Raw genomic sequence first — 17,454 nt, forward strand, 5'->3', positions numbered from 1 at the left:
TCAGATGTCGAAGAACACCGTTTCCTTGTCGCCCTGGAGGTGAATATCGAAGACGTACGCGTCGCCCTCGCGCGTGGCGACGAGCGTTTCAACGCGATGGCGATGCTCGATGCGCGCGAGCACCGGATCTTCGGAATTGGCCTGTTCTTCGTCGGCAAAATACATACGCGTGTGGAGCCCGAGGTTGATACCGCGCGCGACCACCCAAAAGGTGACGTGCGGGGCCATCAGCCGACCGTCCTTGAAAGGCGCGCGGCCCGGCTTGACCGTTTCGAAGACGCATTCGCCCGAAACCATGTCGGTTGCCTTGCGGCCCCAGCCAGTGAAGTTGGGGTCGGCTGCACCACGCATCTCGGACGGCGAATTGTAGAGGCCCGCACTATCCGCCTGCCAGATCTCGATCAGCGCATCCTTGAGTGGGGTGCCGGTGCCGTCGAGCACGCGGGCGCGTATGGTGATGCGCTCGCCCTTTGTCTCGTCGTTGACCATCTCGACGCCGAGATCCTTCTCGTAGACCCCGGTGATGCCCGAGAAGTTAGGCGTCAGGCCGATATGGACGTAAGGACCGGCGGTCTGCGAGGGGCTTTCCTTGAGCCGGTTGAGAGCCTGAACCATCAGTTGCCCTCCAGGCGGTTTTCAAACAGCGACGATCGGCGTCCACGCAAAACGATGTCGAACTTGTAGGCGCGCGCATCCATGGGGATTGTCGCCTGCATATCGAGGGCAGCGACCAGCGTCTCGATCGCCGCGCGGTCGGGGATCGTCTTGACGATCGGGCACTGCCAGATCATCGGATCGCCCTCAAAATACATCTGGGTGATCAGTCGCTGGGCAAAGCCGTGGCCGAAGACCGAGAAGTGGATGTGCGCCGGGCGCCAGTCGTTGACGCCGTTCGGCCAGGGATAGGGTCCCGGCTTGATGGTGCGGAAGGCGTAGGAGCCGTCCTCGTCGGTGATGGTGCGGCCACAGCCACCAAAATTGGGGTCGAGTGCGGCGAGGTAGCTTTCCTTCTTGTGGCGGTAGCGGCCGCCGGCATTGGCCTGCCAGAACTCGAGCAGCGCGCCCGGCACGCCCTTGCCGCGTTCGTCGAGCACCCGGCCGTAAACGATGATGCGCTCGCCAATGGCGCTTTCGCCCGCCTTGGCGAAATTGTGGATCAGGTCGTTGTCGAGCTCGCCCAGCATGTTGTGGCCGAAGACCGGGCCGGTGATCTCGGAAATGGTGTTGTCGAGCGACAGGAGCGCCTTCTGCGGCGAGCGCAGCACGGAGGTCTTGTAGGTCGGCGTGAATGCCGGCGGGTGCCAGTCGCGGTCGCGCTGGAAGAAGGCGCCCGTCTCGGGCTTGCGGTTCGAGCTGGGATCAGTGGTCATCGGACTTGCCCGCATCCATTTCGGCGAAGACATGCTTGGCGATCTTGATGGCGCGGTTGGCCGCCGGCACACCGGCATAGATCGCCACATGCAGGAAGGCTTCGCAGATATCCTCGCGCGAAGCCCCGGTGTTGGCTGTGGCGCGCACATGCATCGCCACCTCCTCGTCATGGCCAAGTGCCGCCAGCAGTGCCAGCGTCACCATCGAACGCTCGCGCTTGCTCCAGGTCGGGCGTGCCCACACCGTGCCCCAGGCAGCCTCGGTGATCAGTTCCTGGAATGGCCGGTCGAAATCGGTCGAGGCCGTTTCGGCGCGGTCGACATGGGCATCGCCGAGCACGGAGCGTCGGACGGCGAGACCTTCGCGATACCTGGTCGAGGCTGGCGCCGATGGGTTCATTGTCAGTTCACTCCAGTGGAAGGCGGGCAACGAAGCGCCGCATGAGTGCCGTCAGCGTTTCCGGCTGTTCGATGCAAGGAATATGGCCGGCGCCGTCGATGATCTTGAAACGCGAACCGGGGATGAGGTCGGCCATGGAGCGCACCAATGCCGGTGGCGTCGAGCCATCCTGGTCGCCGACGACGCAAAGCGTCGGAACAGATATCGCCTTGGCGGCTTCGGTGTAGTCGGCGCCGCGCAGCGCGGCACAGGTGCCCGTGTAGCCGGCAAGCGGCTGGCGCGCCAACATGTTGCGGTAGCCGATCAGGTCGGTCTGGCGCTTTTCATGGAACTCCGGCGTGAACCACAGCTTGAGAACGCCGTCGGCGATGGAGCCGATGCCGTCCTTTTCGACAGCGGCGATGCGGGTGTTCCAGGATTCGTTCGTGCCGATCTTGTGGGCGGTGTCGCAGAGGATGAGCGCGCTCACGAGGTCGGGGCGCCTGGCAAAGAGCCCCTGCGCGATCAGCCCGCCGACCGACAGTCCGCAGATGATGGCGTTCTTGACCTTCAGATGATCGAGCAGCCCTTCGAGATCGGAAACATGATCGTCCATCGAATAGGGAGGCGTGCCCATGTCGGAAAGACCATGGCCGCGCTTGTCATAGGTGACGATGGGAAAGTCGCCGGCAAGGCGGACGATGACGTCGCGCCAGATACGGAAATCGGTGCCCAGCGAATTGGCGAAGACAATGACCGGCTTGTCCGCGGGCCCGCCGATGAGCTGGTGGTGCAGCGTGATGCCGCCGATGTCTGTGAATTGCACTCGATTTCTCCTCGTGATGACAGTGGATTAGATGTTTGGTTTGGTAAAATGATATTTTGTGGCCTTCTCTTAACTCCTGGGTTATGAAAAGTCATGATTGAAAGTCGCGTCCGGTTCCGCCATCTCCAGACCTTCCTAGAAGTCGCGCGCCAGAAAAGCGTGGTCAAGGCGGCCGGGCTGTTGAATGTCAGCCAGCCTGCGGTGACCAAGACCATCCGCGAGCTGGAGGAAGCGCTCGGCGTTTCGGTATTCGAGCGCGATGGCCGCGGGATCAAGATCACGCGCTCGGGCGAAGTGTTCATGCAGCATGCCGGCATGGCGATCACAGCACTTCGCCAAGGCATCGATTCGGTTGCCAATGCCCGCGCCGAAGGCGGACCTCCGATCCGCATCGGCGCGCTGCCGACGGTTTCAGCACATATCATGCCGCGCGCGATGAGCCTGTTTCTCAGCGAAAACACCGGCGGCACGATCAAGATCGTCACCGGCGAAAACGCGGTGCTTTTGGAACAGCTTCGGCTTGGCGAGCTTGACCTAGTCGTCGGCCGCCTTGCGGCACCTGAGAAGATGACCGGCTTCTTCTTCGAGCACCTCTATTCCGAGCAGGTGGTCTTCGTCGTGCGCGCTGGCCATCCCCTGCTCCGAGAAGACCAGGACGTGTTCGAGCGGCTGGGCGAATTTCCGCTGTTGATGCCGACTCGCGGCTCGATCATCCGGCCCTTCGTCGAACGTTTCTTCATCACCAATGGCGTCGCCTCGATCCCGACCGAGATCGAGACGGTGTCGGACGCCTTCGGGCGCGCCTTCGTGCGCCAGAGCGATGCGGTGTGGATCATCTCGCACGGGGTTGTCAGCGATGACATCAAGGCTGGTGTGCTGAAGATGCTGCCCGTCGACACCTCGGAGACGCGCGGGCCGGTGGGGCTGACCATGCGCACCGATACCCAGCCATCGGCTGCGTTTTCGATCCTGCTCAAGACGATCCGCGAAGCCGCCGCCGAACGCGGCTGAAGACGCCGCCATTCGTCGCGCCCCCTCGCAATGGGCGGATGCATCCGCTACATACGCTTCAAGCTTGGAATGAGGATGAGATGGCCGAGAAACCCGAAGGGCGAAAGACGATCGTATTGACCGGAGCCAGCCGCGGTATCGGCCATGCGACGGTGAAGCGCTTTTCGCGCGAAGGCTGGCGCGTCATCACCTGCTCGCGCCAGGCATTTTCCGACGACTGCCCCTGGCCCGCCGGGCCGGAAGACCACATCAAGGTCGACCTCGCCGACCAGGGTGACGTCGGCAGTGCCGTTTCGGAAATTCGCCAGCGGCTGGAAAAAGAAGGCGGCATGCTGCATGCGCTGGTCAACAATGCCGGCATCTCGCCGAAGATGCAGGGCGGCGGGCGCATGAACTCGATCGACACGCCGATGCATGTCTGGCGCGATGTGTTCCAGGTCAATTTCCTGGCCCCGATCATGCTGGCGCGCGGCCTGTTCAAGGAGCTGGCGGCGGCCAAGGGCTCGGTGGTCAACGTGACCTCGATCGCCGGCACCCGCGTCCATCCCTTCGCCGGCACGGCCTATGCGACGTCGAAGGCAGCGCTCGGCGCGCTGACGCGCGAGATGGCCGCCGACTTCGGCCCGCACGGCATCCGCGTCAATGCGATCGCGCCCGGCGAGATCGACACCGCGATCCTGTCCCCCGGCACCGAAAAGATCGTCGAGACCATCCCGATGCGCCGGCTCGGCCTGACCTCCGAGGTCGCCGACATCATCTATTTCCTGTGCTCGGGCCAGGCGTCCTACGTCACCGGCTCCGAAATCCACATCAATGGCGGCCAGCACGTCTGAGGTGTTTTTTGCCTTCTCCCCCTCGTGAGAGAAGTTGATGGCGCACTTGCCCATCTCCGACGCTGCGCGGCGAGGGCATTTCCGTAGCCCTAATGGTGAGCCTGTCGAACCACGAGGGCGCTAGACACGCAGACGCTGGCTCTTGCGCCAATCCCGCTTGAATATCACCCAAGCGCCCTCGTGGTTCGACAGGCTCACCATGAGGGCTACTGGGATGTCGCGGCGACAGCGAACGGCATCCCCCAACGAAAAAGCCCGCCGGATGGCGGGCTTTTTGCTGTTGGGCAGAGGTGCCTGAAATCAGGCCTTGATCTGCCTGGCTGCTTCGTCGAGCGACTTCTCGACCGCGTCGAAGATGGCGTCGACCTGCTTTTCGTTGATGATCAGCGGCGGGCAGAAGGCGAGAGCGTCGCCCATGTTGCGGGAGATGACGCCGTTCTGCTGCAGGATGCCATTGACCAGACCGCCGAGCGCGCCGACGCTGCCCCATGGCGCCTTGGTCGCCTTGTCGGTGACCATCTCCATGGCGCCAATCAGGGCCACGCCGCGGACTTCGCCGACCAGTTCATGCGAGGTCAGCTGACCGAGGCGCTTCTGCATGTGGGCGCCGACGTGGCGGGCATTGTCGACCAGGTTGCGCTCTTCGATGATGTTGATGTTTTCGATCGCGACGGCTGCGGCGACGGGGTGGCCGCCGGCGGTGAAGCCATGGCCGAAAGTGCCGATGCGGTTGCTTTCGTCGGCGATCGGCTCGAACACCTTGTCGTTGATCAGCATCGCCGAGATCGGCAGATAGGACGACGAGATCTGCTTCGACATGACCATGATATCGGGCTTCATGGCATAGGTCTCGGTGCCGAACATGTTGCCGGTACGGCCAAAGCCGCAGATGACTTCGTCGGCGACGAGCAGGATGTCGTATTTCTGCAGAACGGCCTGGATCTTCTCCCAGTAGCCAGCCGGCGGCACGACGACACCGCCCGCACCCATGACCGGCTCGCCAAAGAAGGCGGCGATGGTCTCAGGGCCCTCAGCCAGGATCAGCTTTTCGAGATCGTCGGCGAGGCGCGTCGAGAACTGCTGCTCGGTTTCACCCGGAAGCGCCTCGCGCCAGTAATGCGGCGACGAGGTGTGCAACACATTGGCGATCGGCAGGTCGAAGGACAGGTGGTTGTTGGGCAGGCCAGTGAGGCTGGCCGAGGCAATGGTGACGCCATGATAGGCGCGCTTGCGGGAGATGATCTTCTTGCGTTCAGGCTGGCCGAGCGCATTGGAGCGGAACCAGATCATCTTCATGGCCGTGTCGTTGGCCTCGGATCCGGAATTGGTGAAGAACGCCTTGCTCATCGGCACCGGCGCCATGGTGACCAGCTTTTCGGCCAGGTCGATGAGTGGCGAGTGACCCTTGTGGGTGAAGTTGTGATAGAAGGGCAGCTTGGCCATCTGCCTGGTTGCCGCATCGACGAGACGCTGCTCGGAGAAGCCGACGCCGACGCTCCACAGGCCCGACATCGCCTCGATGTAGCGCTTGCCTGCAATGTCCTCGACGTAGATGCCATCGCCCTTTTCGATGATCAACGGGCCGACTTCCTGATGCCGGCGGGCATTGGTGTAGGCGTGCATATGGTATTTCTTGTCGCGCGCCTCGGGCGAATTGGGCTGGCTGTCCATGGTGAGTTCCTCTGCTCGGTGTCTTTCGCGGGTGGGCTTGCCGTCCGCATTCAATCGAACCGGCCAGTCCATGGCCGCTTGCAAAATCCGCATTTTGCTGTTTGATGCATCATGTTTTTCCGACATGGGACTGTCAAGGGCCAGCGCGTGCCCGCGAGCAGGCCACGCCGTGTCGGCAGGATCGGGCAGCGATGAGCGAGAGTTTCGGCTTACAGGTGGTGGAACACGACAATCTCGGCGAGATTGTCTACAGCCAGCTGTCGGACGCCCTGATCAAGGGACGCTTTGCGCCCAACGCGCGGCTGACCATCCGCGATCTCGCACAATCGCTCGGCACCTCCGTGACCCCGGTGCGCGATGCCATCCTGCGACTGATCCAGGACGAGGCACTGGTACAGAAATCGGCGCGCGAGGTACGCGTGCCTGTGATGACGCTGGAGCGCTATCTCGAAATCCGCCAGATCAGGATGAAGCTCGAGGGCCTCGCCGCTCGCGAGGCCGCGCTCAAGGCAGAGGCCCATGATATTGCGCGGCTGCGCGATCTCATCGTACGCAACGAACAAGCGATCGCCACCAAGGACTGGGCGACGGCGCTCGAACTCAACCAGACCTTCCACTTCGCCCTTGCCCAGATCGCCAACATGACGGTGCTGCGCGGTATCCTCAACCGGCTGTGGCTGCAGATGGGGCCGCTGATCGCGGCATCGTACGAGCACGGCGGACGAGCGATGATCGACCAGCATCATGTGATCCTTGCCGCCATCGAAGCCCGCGACGCCGACAAGGCCGAACGCGCTATCGTCGACGATATCAGAGGCGCAAGCTCATTCATCATCGACCAGCTCGCCGCGCTTAAGCCCACCGGGAGTGCTACCTGAGATGGACACGGTAGACTGCATCATCGCCGGTGCTGGCGTCATCGGCCTGGCCGTTGCGCGTGAACTTAGCCGGCTTGGCATGGAAACTGTTATCATCGAGGCGGCTGATTCCATCGGCACCGAGACCAGCTCGCGCAACTCGGAGGTGATCCACGCCGGCATTTATTATCCAATCGGCAGCCTGAAGGCGAAGCTCTGCATCGAAGGCCGGGCGAAGCTTTATGCCTATACCAACGAGCGTAACATTCCGCACAAGCGCTGCGGCAAGCTGATCGTGGCGACGCTGCCCGAGCAGGTGGTGACGCTTGCCGGCATCATCGACAAGGCCAAAGCCTGCGGCGTAGACGACCTCGTCATGCTGAGTGCCGCCGAAGCGATTGCCATGGAACCACGGCTCACCTGCCAGGCGGCCGTGCTGTCGCCCTCGACGGGCATCGTCGACAGCCACGCGCTGATGCTTTCGCTGCTCGGCGAAGCCGAAGAAGGGGGCGCCTATCTCAGCCTCAATACCGAGATCGTGTCTGGACGGATCGACGCGGACCGCTTCGTGCTCCACACCCGCGACCACGGCACCGGAAGCGAATACGAGATCGCCGCCCGCCATTTCGTCAACGCCGCCGGGCTCGGCGCGAATGCACTGGCAAGCAGACTCGAAGGTCTCGACCCCAAATTCGTGCCGCAACTTCGCCTGGCGCGTGGCAATTATTTCTCGGTCACGGGCAAGCCGGCCTTTTCCAGGCTGATCTATCCGGTGCCGGAGCCGGGCGGGCTGGGCGTGCACCTGACGCTCGATCTCAACGGCGGCATGCGCTTCGGCCCCGACGTCGAGTGGATCGAAGAAAAGGACTACAGCGTCAATCCGCGCCGCGCCGACCATTTCTATGGCGAGATCCGCAAATACTGGCCCGACCTCGCCGACGGCAGCCTGAGCCCCACCTACAGCGGCATCCGTCCCAAGCTCTCGGCGCCTGGCGAAGCGGCTGCCGATTTCGTCATCGACGGGCCGGAAACGCATGGCATCAAGAACCTGGTCAACCTGTTCGGCCTCGAAAGCCCGGGGCTGACCTCTTCGCTGGCGATCGCCGAACTGGTGGCACAAAGACTGGCGCCAACCTATGTCTAGCCGAGCCTCCGAGACTCGCGTCTAGGGCGTTGCCAACGCACGCCCCAGCCCAATCCTCACGAACGAACCAGCAAGGACATAATATGTACCCGGAAGTGAAACTGTTCATCGACGGCAAATGGACGGCTGCTGAAGGCGGCAAGACCATCGACGTCTACAACCCCGCGACCAACGAGGTGATCGGCAAGGTCGCTTCGGCCGGCAAGGGCGATCTCGACCGGGCACTCGCAGCCGCCGAGCGTGGCTTCAAGGTCTGGCGCAAGGTTTCGCCATTCGAGCGCAGCAAGGTGTTGCGCCGCGCCGCCGAACTGATGCGCGAACGCGCCGACAAGATTGCCGAATTGCTGTCGATCGAACAGGGCAAGCCGGTCGGCGAAGCCAAGATGGAGATCCTGTCGTCGGCCGACCTGTTCGACTGGTTCGCCGAGGAAGGCCGCCGCACCTATGGCCGCGTCATTCCGGCCCGCGCTTCCGGCATCCAGCAGCTCGTCGTCAAGGAGCCCGTCGGCCCGGTTGCGGCGTTCACGCCGTGGAACTTCCCGGTATCGCAGGCCGTGCGCAAGATCGGCGCTGCACTCGCCACCGGTTGCTCGATCATCGTCAAGCCGCCGGAGGAAACGCCAGCCTCGCCGGCTTGCCTGGGCGACATCTTCAAGGACGCCGGCCTGCCCGACGGCGTGCTCAACCTCGTCTACGGCAATCCGCCCGAGATTTCGGGCTATCTCGTGCCGCATCCGGTCATCCGCAAGGTGTCGTTCACCGGTTCCGTGCCGGTGGGCAAGCATCTCGCGGCCCTCGCCGGCACCCATATGAAGCGTGCGACGATGGAACTCGGCGGACATGCGCCGGCGATGGTGTTCGACGACGCCGACATCGATGCGGCCGCAACGACGCTTGCCGCCTCGAAGTTCCGCAATGGCGGACAGGTCTGCGTGTCGCCGACGCGCTTCCTCATCCAGGAGGGCTCGTTTGACCGCTTCCTCGGCAAGTTCGTCGAGCATGCCAAGGCGATCAAGGTCGGCGACGGCCTCGATGCCGCAAGCAAGATGGGCCCCCTGGTCAATGAACGACGACTCGAGGCGGTCGAAAAGCTGATCAACGAGGCGGTCGCCGACGGCGCCAAGATCGAGACCGGCGGCAAGCGCATTGGAAACAAGGGCTCCTATTTCGAGCCGACGGTGCTTTCGGGGCTGCGCACCGACATGCGCATCATGAACGAAGAGCCGTTCGGCCCGGTCGCGCTGGTGCTGCCGTTCAAGAGCTTCGACGATGTCGTGACCGAGGCCAACCGCCTGCCCTACGGGCTTGCGGCCTACGCCTTCACCAAGTCGAACAAGACGGTAACGGACCTCGGTGCGGAGATCGAAACCGGAATGCTGACGATCAACCATCTCGGCCTGGCGCTGCCGGAAACGCCGTTTGGCGGCATCAAGGACAGCGGCTATGGTTCGGAAGGCGGCTCGGAAGCGCTCGAGGCCTATCTGGTCACCAAGTTCGTGACCCAGGCAGCCGTCTGAAACTGACAAGGGAGCCGGCGCCGCAAGCGGCGCCGGCTTTTCACGACGCCTTCGGCCGTTTCGACTGCAGGATGTTGCGGATCGAAAAGCTCGAATGGATACGGGCGAGACCAGGCAGCGCCGACAGGATTTCCTTGTGCACGCGCTCGAAATCACCGGCACTCGCCACTTCGACGCGCAGGAAATAGTCGGAGTCGCCGGTCATCAAATAGCACTCCTTGATCTCGGGATAGCGCCGCACCGCAAGCTCGAAGCGGTTGAAATATTCCTCCGTCTGCCGCTCCAGCGTGATCTGGACGATGACGGCGATGCCCTCGTCGGCGGCGGCGTTGCCAATGATCGCGGTGTAGCCGCGAATGATCCCTTCCTGCTCCAGCAATTGCACACGCCGCAGGCATGCCGAAGGCGACAGGCCAACCTCGGCTGCGAGCTTGGCGTTGCTGACGCGCGCATTGGCGCGCAACGCCCGGATGATGCCGCGGTCGATGGCATCCAGAGAGGACATCGCATTTCCTTCCAATTGGTCGACGAAAATTTCATCTTATCGCCATTGTTCGCACGATCATCGTCACATTGGCAAGATTTTCGCCGATCATTGCGATATTCTCTTGGCTTGGCGAGGACTGTTTCCGGAAATGAACATGGTTGCGCAAAGCGACATCGAAAGCCGTGCGGCTTGTGGCGTTCTGACCATCGACCTGGCGGCGCTGGTGGCGAACTACGAGCAACTGTGCCGGCTAACCGCACCCGGCAAGGCCGCGGCGGTGGTCAAGGCCGATGCCTACGGGCTCGGCGTGGCGCAGGTTGCACCGGCGCTCTACGACGCCGGCTGCCGCGACTTCTTCGTCGCGCATTTCATCGAGGCGGTCAGGCTCAAGCCGCACCTCGCCGCCGACGCGCGCATTCTCGTGCTCAACGGTCTTTTGCCGGGCAGCGAGAATGATTGCGCCGACCTCGGCATCGTCCCGGTGCTGAACTCGCTGGCGCAGGTCGCCAACTGGTCGGCGACGGCCAAGGCGCGCGGCACGATCTTGCCGGCAGCGGTCCAGGCAGACACCGGTATGTCGCGGCTCGGGCTGGAACAGGCGGAGGCCGACATACTACTCGCCGAGCCTGCCCGCCTCGAAGGCATCCATGTCGACATCATCATGAGCCACCTGGCCTGCGGCGACGAACCCGCGCATGGCGCCAATGCACGCCAACTGGCTCGCATGGGCCTTGTCCGCAGCCGCTTCCCAGACACCAAGCTTTCCTTTTCCAATTCGGCCGGCATCTTCCTCGGCGAGGACTATCGCGGCGATCTTGCCCGGCCGGGAATCGCGCTCTATGGCGGCGCGCCCTACTCCGGGAGCGGCAACCCGATGCGGCCAGTGGTGCGGCTCGAGATCGGCGTGGTGCAGACGCGCACCGTGCCGGCGGGCACCGAGATCGGCTATGGCGCGAGCTTCGTTGCCAAGTCGGAGATGCGCCTTGCCACCATCGCCGCCGGCTACGCCGATGGGCTGCCGCGCCATCTCAGCAATTCGGGCGCTGCCTATTTCGGCGATGTGCGCCTGCCGATCGTTGGCCGCGTGTCTATGGACAGCATCATTCTCGATGTAACTGCCCTGGCGCCTGGAACGCTCAAGCTCGGCGACATGGTCGAACTCATCGGCCCGCACCAGACGCTTGAGATGATCGCGGCGGACGCCGGCACCATTTCCTACGAAATCCTGACCAGCCTGGGCCGGCGTTACAACCGCCGCTACCTCAGCCCGGCAGCGCGCTAACTACAGGGGCAATCATGCGCATAGTCATTCTCGGTGCCGGTGTCATCGGCGTCACCTCCGCCTACTACCTGGCCAAGGCCGGCCACAAGGTCACAGTGCTGGACCGTCAATCCGGACCCGCACTCGAGACCAGCTTTGGTAATGCCGGCGAGATCTCGCCCGGCTACGCCTCGCCTTGGGCGGCACCTGGCATCCCGCAGAAGGCGATGAAGTGGCTGTTCATGAAGCACGCGCCGCTGATCATCCAGCCGATGCTCGACATGTCGACCTGGCGCTGGGTGACGGCGATGCTGCGCAACTGCACCTCGTCGCGCTACGCACTCAACAAGAGCCGCATGGTGCGCCTTGCCGAATACAGCCGCGACTGCCTGATTTCGCTGCGCGACGATACCGGCATCGAATACGACCACCGCACGCAAGGCACGCTGCAGCTGTTCCGTTACCAGAAGCAGCTCGACGGCATGGCCAAGGACATCGAGGTGCTGCAGAGCGACGGCGTGCCGTTCGAAGTTCTGGACGCCGCCGGCTGCGTTGCCGCCGAACCGGGCTTGGCGCCAGTGCGCGAAAAGGTTGCCGGCGGCCTGCGCCTGCCCAATGACGAGACCGGCGACTGCTTCAAGTTCACCAACGAACTGGCCAAGCTCGCCGAAGCACTGGGCGTCGAGTTCCGCTTCGGCGTCAAGCTCGAGAGCCTGCGCCAGCAGGGCAACCGCATCGTGGCCGTCCGCACCTCGGAAGGCGAGGTCGAGGCCGACATGTTCGTCGGCGCGCTCGGCAGCTTCACGCCTGCCTTCGTCAAGCCGCTCGGGCTCACCGTGCCGGTCTATCCGGTCAAGGGCTATTCGATCACGGTGCCGATCATCGACGAGGCGCGCGCGCCGGTGTCCACCGTCATGGACGACACCTACAAGATCGCGATCACACGCCTCGGCGACCGTATCCGTGTCGGCGGCATGGCCGAGATCGCCGGCTTCAACACGGATCTTTCGCCGTCGCGCAAGGCAACGCTGCAGTTTTCCGTGGAGGACCTGTTCGGCGGCGCCGGCGACCAGGGCCGCGCCACCTTCTGGAGCGGGCTCAGGCCCATGACACCAGACGGCACGCCTGTCATCGGGCGCACGAAGTTCGACAATTTCTACCTCAATACCGGCCACGGTACGCTGGGCTGGACCATGGCCTGCGGCTCGGGCCGCGTGCTTGCCGACATGATCGGCGGAACCCGTCCCGAGATCGACGTCGCCGACCTTTCCCTGTCGCGCTACGCGTGAGCTGAAAACTGCGCCGAGGTTCCTCGGCCCAGTCACTCCGCTGCTTTGAGTTCCTTCTTCGCCTCGACCGGTTTCGGCTCGCCCTTCTTCGCGCCGGCCAAGGCCCGCTGCGTCCAGGCGCCAAGGCGCTCCATGTAGAGATAAAGCACCGGCGTGACGAACAGTGTCAGCGTCTGCGACACGACGAGCCCGCCGACAACCGCGATGCCGAGCGGCTGGCGCAGCTCTGCACTTGCGCCGGTGCCCAGGGCGATGGGCAAGGTGCTCATCATTGCGGCGAACGTCGTCATCATGATCGGGCGAAACCGCATGAGGCACGCCTTGTGAATAGCCTGCACCGGCGCCAGGCCATCGCGCTGCAAGGTAAGCGCCACGTCGATCATCATGATCGCGTTCTTCTTGACGATGCCGATCAGCATCAAAAGCCCAATCACGGCGATGACCGACAGATCGAAGCCGAGCCAGGAAAGCGCAAGCAGCGCACCGACAGCCGCCGCAGGCAGGCCCGAAAGGATGGTCAGCGGGTGGATGAAACTCTCATAGAGCATGCCAAGCACGACATAGATGGTCAGGATCGCGCCGAGGATCAGCAGGCCCTGGTTGGCGGCGGCATCCTGGAAGGTCTTGGCGGTGCCGTAGTAGCTGGTGGTGACATTCGGCGGCATGCCGATCTGGGCCTTGAGCTTGTCGATCTGCGCGATGCTGTCGCCGAGGGCGACCTTGTCGGGCAGGTTGTAGGAGATGGTGACGGCGGGAAGCTGACCGAGCTGGTTGACGGTCAGGGCACCGGCATTCCGCTCGACATGCGAGAAGGCGCCCAATGGTATCAGCGTGCCGTTGGTACCGGCGACCTCGATGCGTGACAGGCGCTCGGGCGTCCAGTCGATGGTCGGATCAAGTTCCATGATCACGTCGTAGCTGTCGCTTGGCGTGTAGATCGTGGAAACCTGCTGCGTGCCGAAGCCGCCATAAAGCGTCGAGCGCAGCACATCGGCCGTAATGCCGAGCGAAGACGCCTTGTCGCGGTCGATGACCAGTTGCGCCTGTAGCGCGTTGTTCTGCAGGTCGGAGCTGACATCGGCGAAAACGGTCCTGTCGGCGGTCATCGCGTCGGTCAGCTTCTCCGCCCACTGGTTCATCAGCTTTTCATCCAGGCTCTGGACGACGAGCTGGTACTGGCTGGCCGAGGCGCGCGCGCCAACCGACAGGTTCTGGAGCGGCGACATGAAGGCCTGGATGCCCGCGATCGAGGCAAGCTGGCGGCGCAGCTCGACCAGCACCTGCTGCAGGGGTGGGCGCTCGGTCTTGGGCTTCAATTCGACGAAGAGCCGGGCCGAGTTCATCGCGCCTGACCCGCCGCCGCCGCCACCGACATTGGAGGCGACATGGTCGACATAGGGCGATTTGGCGAAGACATCCTCGACCTTGGCCTGGAGTGCCTTCATCGCCTCGAACGAGATATCCTGGCGTGCCAGCGTCGTGACCTGAAGCTGGCTTATGTCTTCGAGCGGAAAGAAGCCCTTCGGCATGGTCTGAAGCTGATAGGCCGTCATGCCGATCGTGCAGAGGAAGATCGCGAAGACGAACGGGTGGAAGCGGAAACAAAGCTTGAGCAAGCTGTCGTAGCCGCGCAGGACAGCCTCGAATCCGCGTTCGAGCACACCGCTTACGCCCGTATCGCCATGCGAGGCGATCGGCAGCCGCGACGCCAGCATCGGCGTCAGTGTCAGCGAAACGAATGCCGAGGCCAGGATCGCGACGACCACGACGATGGCGAATTCGTAGAATATCTTGCCGATCACCCCGCCCATCAAGAGCACGGGGATGAACACCGCCACCAGCGACAGCGAAATCGCGATGATGGTGAAGCCGATCTCGCGCGAACCTTTCAAGGCAGCGTCAAAGGCGCTTTCGCCATTTTCCTCGATGTGGCGGACGATGTTTTCCAGCATGACGATGGCGTCGTCGACCACCAGCCCGACGGATAGTGTCAGAGCCATCAGCGAAATGTTGTCGATGGAGAAGGCGAAGAGATACATGACGCCGAGCGTCGCGATCAGCGAAATCGGCACGGCAAGTGCAGGGATCAACGTCGCCCAGAGCCGGCGCAGGAAGATGAAGATCACCAAAATGACCAGCGCGATCGTCGAGCCAAGCGTGAACTGAACGTCGCTGACGGCGGCCCGTATCGACACGGCGCGATCGTTGAGTGTCTCGATCGACGCCGCTGCCGGCAGTTCGCCGCGGAATGTCGGCAACATCGCCTTGACCCTGTCGACGACGGCGACCGTGTTGGCGTTCGGCTGACGCTGAACGGCGAGCAGAATGGCGCGTGTGCCGTCATGCCAGCTGGCGGTCTGGGTATTGGCGACAGAATCGATCACCCGGGTGACGTCGCCAAGCCGGACCGGCTTGTCGCCGCTGCTGCTGATGATGAGGTTGGCGAACTGCGCAGCGTTGTCGAGCTGGGTGTTGGCGACGATGGTCAGCTGTTGCTGGCTGCTTTGCAACGTTCCCAATGGAGCGTCCGAATTGGCCGCGGCGATTGCCGCCGACAGCTGCGCGGTCGAGATGCCGCGCGCGGCAAGCGCTTCGGCATCGACCTGGATGCGCACGGCAAATTGCTGGCTGCCGTAGATCGATACCTGGGCGACACCGTCGAGCGTCGACAGCGACGGCGATATCACCTGCTGGGCGAAGGCGTCGAGGTCGGTCAGCGGCAGGACATCGCTCTTGAGGGCGAGCAGCAGGATCGGCGCATCGGCCGGATTGACCTTGCGATAGCTTGGCGGCGACGGCAGGTCGGCGGGCAATGCCCGAGCAGAACGCGCGATCGCTGCCTGTACGTCAGCTGCGGCGGCGTCGATGTCGCGGTTGAGCACGAACTGGATCGAGATCGAGGTCGAACCGAGCGAATTGGTCGTCGAAATGCTGTCGATGCCCGCGATTGTAGCGAACTGCTTGATCAGCGGCGTGGCCACAGATGTGGCCATGGTGTCGGGCGAGGCGCCGGGCAGACTTGCCGAGACGTTGACGACCGGAAAATCCGCCTCGGGCAGCGCCGCCACCGGCAGCTTGGTGTAGGCAAACAAGCCGGCAACCACCAGCGCGATCGACATCAACAATGTCGCGACCGGCCGGCGAATGCAGAATTCGGAGAACGTCATTGCTTGCGTCCAGGCGATCCTTGCGGGGCAGCATAGGCCGCGGACTCGGGCGGAGGCGCGCTATCGCCGGCGCTTGCCGCTTCCGTCGGCCGTACCGCGGCACCTGATTTCAGTCGCAGCTGGCCGTCGGTGACGACGTGCTCACCGGGATCGAGGCCCGAGGCGATGGCAGATGCCGCGCCTTCGCTGGCCGCAACCTTGACCTGGCGAAGCTCGACCGTGTCGTCGGGCCGCACCAGCCAGACGAACTGTCCCTGTTGACCGGACTGCAGCGCGACGGTGGGGATGATCGTCGCATTGGGCAAATCGGGCCGGGCGATCTCGACATCGACATATTGGCCCGGCCAAAGCACCTGATTGCCATTGGGGAACGTCGCGCGCATGGCGATGGTGCCCGATGCGGTGTCGACAGCCGAATCGATGAAATCCAGCGTGCCTGAGGCGACGACCTCCGATCCCCCGCCCTCAAGGGCTTTGACGGTCGGCGCATTGCCCGCGCCAAGGAGCTCGCGGAACGTAGACAACTCGGACTCGGCAAGGTGAAAGGTCACCTGCAACGGATCCATCTGGGTGATGGCAACGAGACCAACGACGGTGTTCGACGTGCCGGAAGAGGTTCCGACGATGTCGCCGACGGCGACCTGTACCGCACCGAGCCGGCCCGATATCGGCGCCTTGATCAAGGTGTAGTCGAGCTGCACCTGGTCGGCATCGATGGCTGCCTGGTCGCCGTCGGCGTTCGCTTGCGCCCCTCGCTGCAACGCCAGCGCGGTGTCATAGGCCTGCAGCGTACCGGCCTGTTTGCTGGCGAGATCCTTCGCGCGGTTGAGGTCCGCGGTGGTGCTGACCACCAGGGCATCGTCCCTGGCAAGGGTCGCCTGATCGCGCGCCAGCTGCGCACGCAGCGCACGGTCGTCAAGCGAGATCAGCAGGTCGCCAGCCTTCACCATCTGGCCGTCCTTGACGTGGATTTGCGTCACCTGGCTCGATATCCGCGCCCCGACCTCGACCACAGCGGGCGATTGGACGGTGCCAAACGTTCTCGTTACCACAGGAAACGAACCGCTCCGCGCCGACGCGAACGACACGGCTATCGCGTTGCCAGGCTGATTTTGCGGATCTGCGGGCGTTGCGTTGCCCCCCTTGCCCGTCCCCTGCCGAAGCGTTTCCAGGCTTGCCATGGCACCGGCAGCTTGGCGTTTGGCTGTATCGATCAATCCCGGAAACAGCAGCAACGCCGCTACCACGACAAGCGCCATCGGGACCAATACAGCAGAGCGGAATGTCCACATCAGACAGCTCCCGAGCCCGCGAAACCATTTCCACGCGCGCCCCGCGACAGCACATCGTGGCACAGCCAAGCCCTTCGGCCGCGCCCTGCGACGAGCTGTCCCTGCAAGATGTAGGAAGCGGATTGGCAGCGGCGAGCAAAGCGAAGCTGTCTTACCAAGATTTAATATGGGCGCATGCGGCGACCATGTGACCTGCCACTGAACTGTCATCCAGCGGCAATTAGAGCCTCGGCGGTTTTGATCCGATACCGTTTATTGGACCGCCGGAAGGTGGAGTTTCCCGGCTGTTTCACAATGACGGGCTGGTGGCGCCATCGTGATTGATCAACGATATCGGTACCTTGTGTCCG

15 protein-coding genes are annotated in these 17,454 nt (G+C 63.4%); 7 read left to right on the top strand and 8 right to left on the bottom strand.

What is annotated here, in order from left to right; translation table 11 throughout:
- The 4 genes from pcaG to pcaD are packed head-to-tail and all read right to left on the bottom strand — an operon-like array spanning position 1 to position 2,575.
- On the bottom strand, positions 1-615 hold the full coding sequence (gene pcaG, locus C8K44_RS23240) for a protocatechuate 3,4-dioxygenase subunit alpha (protein WP_109578149.1): 615 nt from the start codon (positions 613-615) through the stop codon (positions 1-3).
- Entirely contained in the window at positions 615-1,370 is a 756-nt protein-coding gene (pcaH, locus tag C8K44_RS23245; protein ID WP_109578150.1) for a protocatechuate 3,4-dioxygenase subunit beta, read from the bottom strand. The genes pcaG and pcaH overlap by 1 nt, the downstream gene beginning before the upstream one ends.
- Positions 1,360-1,770 carry a 4-carboxymuconolactone decarboxylase gene (gene pcaC, locus C8K44_RS23250; RefSeq protein WP_109578151.1) on the bottom strand — a complete coding sequence of 137 codons (411 nt, stop codon included), beginning with the start codon at positions 1,768-1,770 and terminating at the stop codon, positions 1,360-1,362. The genes pcaH and pcaC overlap by 11 nt, the downstream gene beginning before the upstream one ends.
- A gap of 7 nt (positions 1,771-1,777) precedes the next feature.
- Positions 1,778-2,575: a 3-oxoadipate enol-lactonase gene (gene pcaD / locus C8K44_RS23255; protein WP_109578152.1), complete on the bottom strand. Its 798-nt coding sequence runs from the start codon at positions 2,573-2,575 to the stop codon at positions 1,778-1,780.
- Positions 2,576-2,668: 93 nt separating this feature from the next.
- Here pcaD and pcaQ point away from each other — a divergent pair, with 93 nt between their 5' ends.
- Together pcaQ and C8K44_RS23265 are read left to right on the top strand one after the other, a co-directional pair.
- Complete coding sequence (gene pcaQ, locus C8K44_RS23260; RefSeq protein ID WP_109578153.1) at positions 2,669-3,586, top strand: pca operon transcription factor PcaQ; 918 nt, start codon at positions 2,669-2,671, stop codon at positions 3,584-3,586.
- Between the two features lie 80 nt (positions 3,587-3,666).
- Positions 3,667-4,419, top strand: a complete 753-nt coding sequence (locus C8K44_RS23265) for an SDR family oxidoreductase (RefSeq protein WP_109578154.1) — start codon at positions 3,667-3,669, stop codon at positions 4,417-4,419.
- Between the two features lie 300 nt (positions 4,420-4,719).
- On the opposite strand, the gene C8K44_RS23270 is transcribed toward C8K44_RS23265, so the two are convergent.
- A complete protein-coding gene (locus C8K44_RS23270; protein ID WP_109578167.1) occupies positions 4,720-6,090 on the bottom strand; it encodes an aspartate aminotransferase family protein in 1,371 nt (456 codons plus the stop codon).
- A gap of 191 nt (positions 6,091-6,281) precedes the next feature.
- Between C8K44_RS23270 and C8K44_RS23275 the strand changes: the two genes are divergently transcribed.
- The 3 genes from C8K44_RS23275 to C8K44_RS23285 all read left to right on the top strand — a co-directional run bounded on the left by C8K44_RS23275 (position 6,282) and on the right by C8K44_RS23285 (position 9,608).
- Entirely contained in the window at positions 6,282-6,968 is a 687-nt protein-coding gene (locus C8K44_RS23275) for a GntR family transcriptional regulator (protein ID WP_109578155.1), read from the top strand.
- Position 6,969: 1 nt separating this feature from the next.
- A complete protein-coding gene (locus C8K44_RS23280) occupies positions 6,970-8,091 on the top strand; it encodes an NAD(P)/FAD-dependent oxidoreductase (protein WP_109578156.1) in 1,122 nt (373 codons plus the stop codon).
- Positions 8,092-8,174: 83 nt separating this feature from the next.
- Complete coding sequence (locus tag C8K44_RS23285) at positions 8,175-9,608, top strand: NAD-dependent succinate-semialdehyde dehydrogenase (RefSeq protein WP_109578157.1); 1,434 nt, start codon at positions 8,175-8,177, stop codon at positions 9,606-9,608.
- A 40-nt stretch (positions 9,609-9,648) separates the two neighbouring features.
- Here C8K44_RS23285 and C8K44_RS23290 read toward each other — a convergent pair whose 3' ends face one another.
- Entirely contained in the window at positions 9,649-10,113 is a 465-nt protein-coding gene (locus C8K44_RS23290; protein WP_109578158.1) for an Lrp/AsnC family transcriptional regulator, read from the bottom strand.
- Between the two features lie 130 nt (positions 10,114-10,243).
- Here C8K44_RS23290 and alr point away from each other — a divergent pair, with 130 nt between their 5' ends.
- A complete protein-coding gene (gene alr, locus C8K44_RS23295) occupies positions 10,244-11,377 on the top strand; it encodes an alanine racemase (protein WP_109578159.1) in 1,134 nt (377 codons plus the stop codon).
- A gap of 14 nt (positions 11,378-11,391) precedes the next feature.
- A complete protein-coding gene (locus tag C8K44_RS23300; RefSeq protein WP_109578160.1) occupies positions 11,392-12,645 on the top strand; it encodes a D-amino acid dehydrogenase in 1,254 nt (417 codons plus the stop codon).
- Positions 12,646-12,677: 32 nt separating this feature from the next.
- On the opposite strand, the gene C8K44_RS23305 is transcribed toward C8K44_RS23300, so the two are convergent.
- Positions 12,678-15,812, bottom strand: coding sequence for an efflux RND transporter permease subunit (locus C8K44_RS23305; RefSeq protein ID WP_109578161.1), 3,135 nt, complete (start codon positions 15,810-15,812; stop codon positions 12,678-12,680).
- Entirely contained in the window at positions 15,809-17,104 is a 1,296-nt protein-coding gene (locus C8K44_RS23310) for an efflux RND transporter periplasmic adaptor subunit (protein ID WP_109578162.1), read from the bottom strand. Before C8K44_RS23310 ends, C8K44_RS23305 begins: the two co-directional genes overlap by 4 nt.
- Between the last annotated feature and the right edge of the window lie 350 nt (positions 17,105-17,454).

The sequence above is a fragment of the Aminobacter sp. AP02 genome (genome assembly GCF_003148805.1).
Lineage (GTDB): Bacteria > Pseudomonadota > Alphaproteobacteria > Rhizobiales > Rhizobiaceae > Aminobacter.

Coding starts and splice junctions, on each gene's coding strand:
- pcaG (WP_109578149.1), bottom strand. CDS start 615: ATGGTTCAGGCTCTCAACCGGCTCAAGGAAAGCCCCTCGCAGACCGCC.
- C8K44_RS23270 (WP_109578167.1), bottom strand. CDS start 6,090: ATGGACAGCCAGCCCAATTCGCCCGAGGCGCGCGACAAGAAATACCAT.
- alr (WP_109578159.1), top strand. CDS start 10,244: ATGAACATGGTTGCGCAAAGCGACATCGAAAGCCGTGCGGCTTGTGGC.
- C8K44_RS23290 (WP_109578158.1), bottom strand. CDS start 10,113: ATGTCCTCTCTGGATGCCATCGACCGCGGCATCATCCGGGCGTTGCGC.
- C8K44_RS23275 (WP_109578155.1), top strand. CDS start 6,282: ATGAGCGAGAGTTTCGGCTTACAGGTGGTGGAACACGACAATCTCGGC.
- C8K44_RS23305 (WP_109578161.1), bottom strand. CDS start 15,812: ATGACGTTCTCCGAATTCTGCATTCGCCGGCCGGTCGCGACATTGTTG.
- C8K44_RS23285 (WP_109578157.1), top strand. CDS start 8,175: ATGTACCCGGAAGTGAAACTGTTCATCGACGGCAAATGGACGGCTGCT.
- pcaC (WP_109578151.1), bottom strand. CDS start 1,770: ATGAACCCATCGGCGCCAGCCTCGACCAGGTATCGCGAAGGTCTCGCC.
- pcaQ (WP_109578153.1), top strand. CDS start 2,669: ATGATTGAAAGTCGCGTCCGGTTCCGCCATCTCCAGACCTTCCTAGAA.
- C8K44_RS23265 (WP_109578154.1), top strand. CDS start 3,667: ATGGCCGAGAAACCCGAAGGGCGAAAGACGATCGTATTGACCGGAGCC.
- pcaH (WP_109578150.1), bottom strand. CDS start 1,370: ATGACCACTGATCCCAGCTCGAACCGCAAGCCCGAGACGGGCGCCTTC.
- C8K44_RS23300 (WP_109578160.1), top strand. CDS start 11,392: ATGCGCATAGTCATTCTCGGTGCCGGTGTCATCGGCGTCACCTCCGCC.
- C8K44_RS23280 (WP_109578156.1), top strand. CDS start 6,970: ATGGACACGGTAGACTGCATCATCGCCGGTGCTGGCGTCATCGGCCTG.
- C8K44_RS23310 (WP_109578162.1), bottom strand. CDS start 17,104: ATGTGGACATTCCGCTCTGCTGTATTGGTCCCGATGGCGCTTGTCGTG.